General features: G+C 70.7%; 1 protein-coding gene and 1 pseudogene. Both read right to left on the minus strand.

Annotated elements, in window-relative coordinates; genetic code table 11:
* A pseudogene (locus tag H6A23_RS11195) lies at positions 1–189 on the minus strand (acetyl-CoA carboxylase biotin carboxyl carrier protein); the annotation flags it as partial.
* Between the two features lie 2 nt (positions 190–191).
* On the minus strand, positions 192–1,463 hold a 1,272-nt coding region (gene fabF / locus H6A23_RS11200; RefSeq protein ID WP_435793495.1), incomplete at its 5' end, for a beta-ketoacyl-ACP synthase II.

A 1,463-nucleotide genomic window follows, 5' to 3' on the forward strand; every position in this document is an offset into this window, starting at 1 on the left:
AGATGTGTATAAGAGACAGGCGGGGGCCGGGGCGGCAGCCACCGGGGCCGGCGCGGCGGGCGCGGCCGGAGCGGCGACGCCGCCGCACTCGAGCTCGACCGCGGACCCGTCGGGCTCCTCCACGCGGACGCGCGTGAGCCCGTGGCTCCTCATGATGTCAGCAATCTGGGAGATCTTCGCGGAATCCATCGTTAGCTCCTCTCCGCGGCGCGCAGCGCCAGGGCGGCGTTGTGCCCGCCGAACCCGAGGTTGGTGGAGATGGCCCAGGTGAGCTCGCACTCCTTCGCCTCGTTGGGCGTGTAGTCGAGGTCGCACGCCGGATCGGGCGTGCGATAGTTGATCGTGGGCGGCACAACGCCGTTCTCGAGCGCGAGCGCGCAGGCCATGACCTCGACGGCGCCGGTCGCGCCGATCATGTGGCCGGTCATGGACTTGGTCGAGGAGATGTGCGCGGCGCGTGCGTTCTTCTCGCCGAGCGCCTGCTTGAAGCCGCGCGTCTCGGAGGCGTCGTTGAGCTTGGTCGAGGTGCCGTGAGCGTTGATGTAGAGGCCCTCCTCGGGGCGCACGCCGCCCTCCTCAACCGCGAGGCGGATAGCGCGGGTGATGCCGGCGGCCTCGGGGTCGGGGCTGGTGATGTGATAGGCGTCGTCGGTGTTGCCGTAGCCCACCACCTCGGCGTAGATGTGGGCGCCGCGGGCAACGGCGTGCTCCCACTCCTCGAGCACGAGCACGCAGGCACCCTCGCCCATGACAAAACCGTCGCGCTCCGCGTCGAAGGGGCGGCACGCGGTGGCCGGGTCGGGGTTGGTGGTGAGGGCGCGGCAGGTGGTGAAGCCCGCGATGGACTCGGGGATGATCGCCGCCTCGGCGCCGCCGGCCAGGATCGCGTCGGCGTAGCCGTGCTTGATGGCGCGGAAGGCCTCGCCCACGGCGTGGGCCGAGGTGGCGCACGCGGTCACGACGGGCAGGGTGGGGCCGAGCGCCTTGTGGCGGATGGCGATGTTGCCGGAGGCCATGTTGCCGATCATCATCGTGATCATGAACGGGGAGGCGCGGCGCGGGCCGCGGGCGGCAATGGTGTGGACGTTGTCCACGCAGGCGCCCAGGCCGCCCGTGCCGGAGCCCACGTAGACGCCCAGGCGCTCGTGGTCGATGGCGCCCTCCTCGGAGAGGCCCGAGTCGGCCATGGCCTCGTCGGAGGCCACGAGGGCGTACTGGGAGTAGGGGTCGAGGTGCGCGGCCTCCTGCTTGCCGAGCAGCGCCGCGGCATCGAAGTCCTTGACCTCGGCGGCCACCTTGACCTTGAAGTTCTCCGTGTCGAAGTGGGTGATGGGCCCGATGCCGCACTCGCCGCGCAGCATGGCCGCCCACGTCTCCTTGGCGGTGTTGGCCAGCGGCGTGACGGCGCCGATGCCGGTGATTGCTACTCTGTGCTCCATCTCAACTCCCAACGCGTGCAAAAG

The sequence above is a fragment of the Olsenella uli genome (assembly GCF_016900775.1).
Taxonomy (GTDB): Bacteria; Actinomycetota; Coriobacteriia; order Coriobacteriales; family Atopobiaceae; genus Thermophilibacter; species Thermophilibacter uli_A.